Origin of the sequence: Neorhizobium sp. BETTINA12A (assembly GCF_023006485.1) — a bacterium.
Classification (GTDB): domain Bacteria; phylum Pseudomonadota; class Alphaproteobacteria; order Rhizobiales; family Rhizobiaceae; genus Neorhizobium.
In genome coordinates this window covers 1-4,833 of sequence record NZ_JALBGW010000248.1, presented here as the reverse complement: position 1 = coordinate 4,833, position 4,833 = coordinate 1, and the positions used below count along the sequence as shown (strand labels likewise).

Annotated in this window: 6 protein-coding genes; all 6 read right to left on the bottom strand. The window is 62.0% G+C overall.

All coding sequences use genetic code 11. The features are described from left to right. Positions 1-698: molybdenum ABC transporter ATP-binding protein (modC, locus tag MOV61_RS28420; protein ID WP_247138986.1), on the bottom strand; the 698-nt coding region annotated here is incomplete at its 3' end. Further along, complete coding sequence (gene modB / locus MOV61_RS28415; RefSeq protein ID WP_247138985.1) at positions 695-1,396, bottom strand: molybdate ABC transporter permease subunit; 702 nt, start codon at positions 1,394-1,396, stop codon at positions 695-697. The genes modB and modC, both read right to left, overlap by 4 nt. Before the next feature lie 211 nt (positions 1,397-1,607). After that, the gene (locus MOV61_RS28410; protein WP_247138984.1) at positions 1,608-1,835 is read right to left on the bottom strand and encodes a hypothetical protein; all 228 of its coding nucleotides are present in this window, start codon (positions 1,833-1,835) and stop codon (positions 1,608-1,610) included. Positions 1,836-1,921: 86 nt separating this feature from the next. Beyond that, entirely contained in the window at positions 1,922-2,152 is a 231-nt protein-coding gene (locus MOV61_RS28405) for a hypothetical protein (RefSeq protein WP_247138983.1), read from the bottom strand. Between the two features lie 296 nt (positions 2,153-2,448). Continuing rightward, positions 2,449-3,243, bottom strand: a complete 795-nt coding sequence (gene modA / locus MOV61_RS28400) for a molybdate ABC transporter substrate-binding protein (RefSeq protein ID WP_247138982.1) — start codon at positions 3,241-3,243, stop codon at positions 2,449-2,451. Positions 3,244-3,351: 108 nt separating this feature from the next. Then, a partial coding sequence (locus MOV61_RS28395; RefSeq protein ID WP_258719026.1) for a gamma-glutamyltransferase family protein occupies positions 3,352-4,833 on the bottom strand: 1,482 nt, incomplete at its 5' end.

Genomic DNA, 4,833 nt, shown 5'->3' with positions numbered 1-4,833 from the left:
GCGCCGGCATCGCGGCGGTCGGCCGACGGCAGCGACAGGACTTCGGACGGCGTACCGACCGCCTCGACCCGGCCGTCCTTCATTATCACCACCTTGTCGGCGAGCCGCGCCACTTCCGAGACCGAATGGCTGACATAAACGATCGGCGTCGAGGTTTCGTCGCGCAGACGTTCGAGATAGGGCAGAATTTCGGCCTTGCGCTGGTCGTCGAGCGCGGCGAGCGGCTCGTCCATCAACAGCAGGCGCGGCGCAGACAGCAGCGCCCGGCCGATCGCGACGCGCTGTTTTTCTCCGCCTGATAGCTTTCCCGGCCGCCGGTCGAGCAGCGCGCCGATCCCAAGCAGTTCGACGATGTGGTCGAAATTCTCGGGCGGCGTTGTCTTCGGCGCGAACCAGCGGCCGTAGCCAAGGTTCTGGCGCACCGAGAGGTGCGGAAAAAGCCGGCCCTCCTGAAAGACGTAACCGAAGCGGCGTCTGTGCTTTGGCACGAAGACGCGGTTCTCGGTGTCGAGCAGCACTTCGCCATCGACCATCAGCCGACCACGGTCAGGCTTCGAGAGCCCGGCGATCACCCGCACCAGCGAGGTCTTGCCCGAGCCCGAACGCCCGAACAGAGCGGTGACGCCGCCTTCCGACGTAAAGCTCGCATCGAGCACGAATTCTCCCAGCGTCTGCTGTGCCTCGACGATAAGGGTCATTCGATGTCGACCCTCCTGCCGACCAGATAGGCCATGAATTCGGAGGCAAGCAGCGCGGCGAAGGAAATGACGATCGCGACCAGCGTCAGCCGCATCGCGCCGGCATCGCCGCCTGGCACCTGCGTGAACGTGTAGATCGCCGACGAAAGGGTCTGGGTTTCACCGGGAATATTGGAGACGAAGGTGATCGTCGCGCCGAATTCGCCCATTGCCTTGGCGAAGGCGAGGATCATGCCGGCGATCACGCCCGGCAGGATGAGCGGCAGGGTCACGGTCATGAAAACCCAGGCGGGACCGGCGCCGAGCGTACCCGCCGCCTCTTCGAGCTTGCGGTCGACGGCTTCGATCGAGAGCCGGATGGAGCGCACCATCAGCGGGAAGCCCATGACGCCGCAAGCGAGTGCCGCGCCGGTCCAGCGGAAGGAGAGGACGATACCGAGATATTCGTTGAGAAAGGCGCCGATGACGCCGCGTCGCCCGAACAGGACGAGCAGCAGGAAACCGGTGACGACCGGTGGCAGGATGAGCGGCAGGTGGACGACGCCGTTCAGGATCGACTTGCCCCAGAATTTTCCGCGGGCGAGCAGATAGGCGACAAGAAGGCCGAACGGCAGGCTGACGATCATCGCGACGGAGGAAACCTTCAGGCTGAGCCTGATTGCGGTCCATTCCTCGTCACTCAGCACCAGCCAGTCCAAACGCCTGTCCCACCCGCAGCCGCAATATATCACCTTGGATATATCGAGACGGATCGGATGGCTAGGTCTTCGCGGGAAAGTTATCGGGAGCGTTCTGGAAAAGGCGGTGGGAGAGCGCCGGATTGACCGCTGCTCTCCCTGCACCATCGCATTCACAAGATGGATTGCCTCGGACGAAGGCCGTTAGGCCTTTGTCTCTTTGCGCGATTGATTAGCGATTGTCGCGGCTCGTATCGCCGAAGATCGAGGGGTTTTCCTGGCGATCGTTGTCGCGGATCTGAATGCTGCCGGTGCGGACGCGGTCCACATTACCGCCGTTGATCCGGGCGGAAGCATGCGTCTTCGAGGTGCCTTCATAATAGTCGCCTTCGGCGAGAGCCGAGCCTGCGAAGGAAGCGGCGGCGATCATGGCGGCGATAGCGGAGATGGAAGTCTTCATTGTCCTAGTCCTTTTCAGAGTTCGTCCGGAGCTGAAGTTTGCGACCTGCCTGGCGGACGACATTCGGTATCTTGGATGAGCTGCGGTCAGCGATTGTCGCGGCTTTCATGCTTGAAGATCGGCTGATCGCCGCGATTGTCATAGGCGCGGGCCCGATCGATGCTGCCGGTCCTGACATTGTCGACCTTATCGTTGGTCTGGGCGGTTGCCTGCCCCTTGGAGGCACCCTGATAATAATCGCCTTCTGCAAGAGCGACGCCGGCGAAAGAAGCCGAAGCGATCATGGCTGCGGCAAGCGTGGAAAGTACTGTCTTCATTATCGTATTCCTTGACTGAAACGGAGCCGCTTGGGATTCGGCTTCCGTCGAACGGTACACGGAAGCACGTTGTTTGCTTCCGAGCCTTGAAATGGGGGAGCGGGTCCAAGGTCGCTAGGGCATGATTTCCAAACGGAATGTTCGGGATTCGAGAACAAACAACTGCGTGAAGTCTGTTGAAATCCGAATCCGGCCGGGCTGAGCCGCATCGGCGCGCTCTCCAGAATGGCTTCGTCGGAAACGAAAAACGGCCCTGAAATGGGCCGTTTCGATGAGTTCGCTGGAGCTCTTACGGATTACTTCAGAACGATGAAACCTTCCTTTTCGAAAAACGGCGCGGCCCTGGCCGACTTCAGGTAGTCGAGATAGGCAGGCGCATCCTTGGACTTCGATTCCGACAGAATGGCGATTGGATAGACGATCGGCGGATGGGTGTCGGCCGGGAAGACGCCGACGATCGCAACGCCCGGATCGGCCGCCGCGTCCGTCTGATAAACGATGCCGTAAGGCGCTTCGCCGCGCGACACGAGCGCGAGTGCCGCGCGTACGCTTTCGGCACTTGCGACGCTCTTTTCGACCGACGACCAGACGCCCAACTTTTCGAGTGCTGCCTTGCCGTATTTGCCGGCCGGAACCGCATTCGGCTCACCCATCGCCAGCCGTCCGCCTTTAAGCAGTCCCGCGAGATCGAATCCCGGCCTGATGTCCACCGGATTGGCGGTATCCTTGGCGGCGACCAGCACGATGCGGTTGCCCAGCCAGTTGAACCGGGTATCGTCCTTGACGAGTTTCTTGTCGGAGACGTACTTCATCCAGTCGAGGTCGGCCGAAATGAAGATATCGGCCGGCGCGCCGTTTTCGATCTGCTTGGCGAGCGTCGAGCTTGCCGCGTAGGAAACCGTAACGTCCTTGCCGCCCTGGGCGCCCCACGCTTTGTTGGCGTTGTCGAGCGCGTTCTTCATGCTGGCTGCCGCAAAAACGGTGACTTTTTCCTGGGCGGCGGCGGGAGCGGCGAAGGAAGCGAGCGTTAAGAAGGTGGCTGCCGCCGACGTCACGGCGAGCCTGATCCAGGAATGACGATCAATGTTCATGATTTCCTCTCTAATCCCTAAGCGAGATATTCCCTTGGATATCTCGGAGAGGAGGTTTTGGCCAGCGTTATATTCGGCCAAATATCTTGATGCGGTTGACAGGCAGGCTCAGATGCCGAGAGCCATGCCGTCCTTGCGGTGATCGGAGCCACCCCTCAGCACCCCGGTTTCCCAGTCGATCCAGATCGCCTGGGCGCCGCCCATCGCCGATTCCGGCGCCTTCACCTCGAAACCGCGCTTGATGAATTCCGGGCCAACCGTGCCGCGCAGCCGGGCTTCCATCTCGACATGATTGGTGCCGGGCAGCGGGAAGAGGCGCGGCAGGTCGATGGCGCTCTGCAGGTCCATGCCGTAGTCGAAGACTTTTGAGAGGAAGTGGGCGTGGCCCATGGCCTGGTACTGGCCGCCCATGACGCCGAACGGCATGACGGCTCGGCCGTCCTTCGTCACCATGCCGGGGATGATCGTGTGCATCGGCCTCTTGCCCGGCGCGATCACATTCGGATGGTCCGGATCGAGCGAGAAGCTGAAGCCGCGGTTGTGGAACATCACCCCGCTCTTGGGATCCATGTGGCCGCTGCCGTAAACGAAGAAGATCGAGTTGATGAAGCTGATCGCATTGCGATCGCTGTCGACGACGGAGAGATAGATGGTGTCCTTGTGCGGCACCTCGTCGAACGGCGGCAGGTCCGTGATCGCCTTGTGGGGATCGATCATGCCGGCCAACTGCCTGGCAAGTTCGTCCGAGAGCAGGTAGTCGACCGGCACGTCGACCTTAGCCGGATCGGCTAGGAAACGGTTTCGCGCCGCGTAAGCCAGCCGCGTCGCCTCGACCTCGATATGCAGCCGCTCGGGCGCCAGCGGATCGCCCTCGCCCGGAAAATGCGACAGGATGTTGAGGATCATCAGCGCGATGATGCCCTGGCCGTTGGGCGGGCATTCGTGGATTTCGTGGCCACGGAATGTCGTCTTGATTGGCGTCACATATTCGCCTGTGGCATTGGCGAAATCTTCGAGCGTATGCAGGGCGCCGATGCCGTTCAGGTAGCTCACCATGCCTTCCGCGATCGGGCCTCGATAAAAAGCGTCCCTGCCTTCCCGGCCGATAGCTTCCAGCGTATCGGCAAGTTGCTTCTGATACTGGATCGAACCTGCCGGCGGCGCCTTGCCGTCGACGAGGAAGACGCGGCTTGCCGTCGGGTCGTCCTTCAGGATCTCTGCCTGTGCGGCAAGATCGTGGGCGGTGCGCGGTGGCAGAACGTAACCGTCGCGCGCCAGCTTGATGGCCGGCGCAAGAATATCGGCCATCTTCATCCGGCCGTGATCGGCAACGAGGCGCGTCCAGGCATCCACCGCCCCCGGCACGGTGATCGTGTGGGGCGAGGTGCGGGTGAGGCTGGTGACGCCGAGCGAACGGAGATGTTCGACGGTTGCGGTAGCCGGCGCCCGGCCGGACCCGTTATAGGCCAGCACCTCGTCGGTGCCACTGAGCGAGAGGAGAGCGAAACAGTCGCCGCCGATGCCGGTCGAGCCGGCTTCGACGACGCACTGCACGGCGCAGGCGGCAACCGCCGCATCCACGGCATTGCC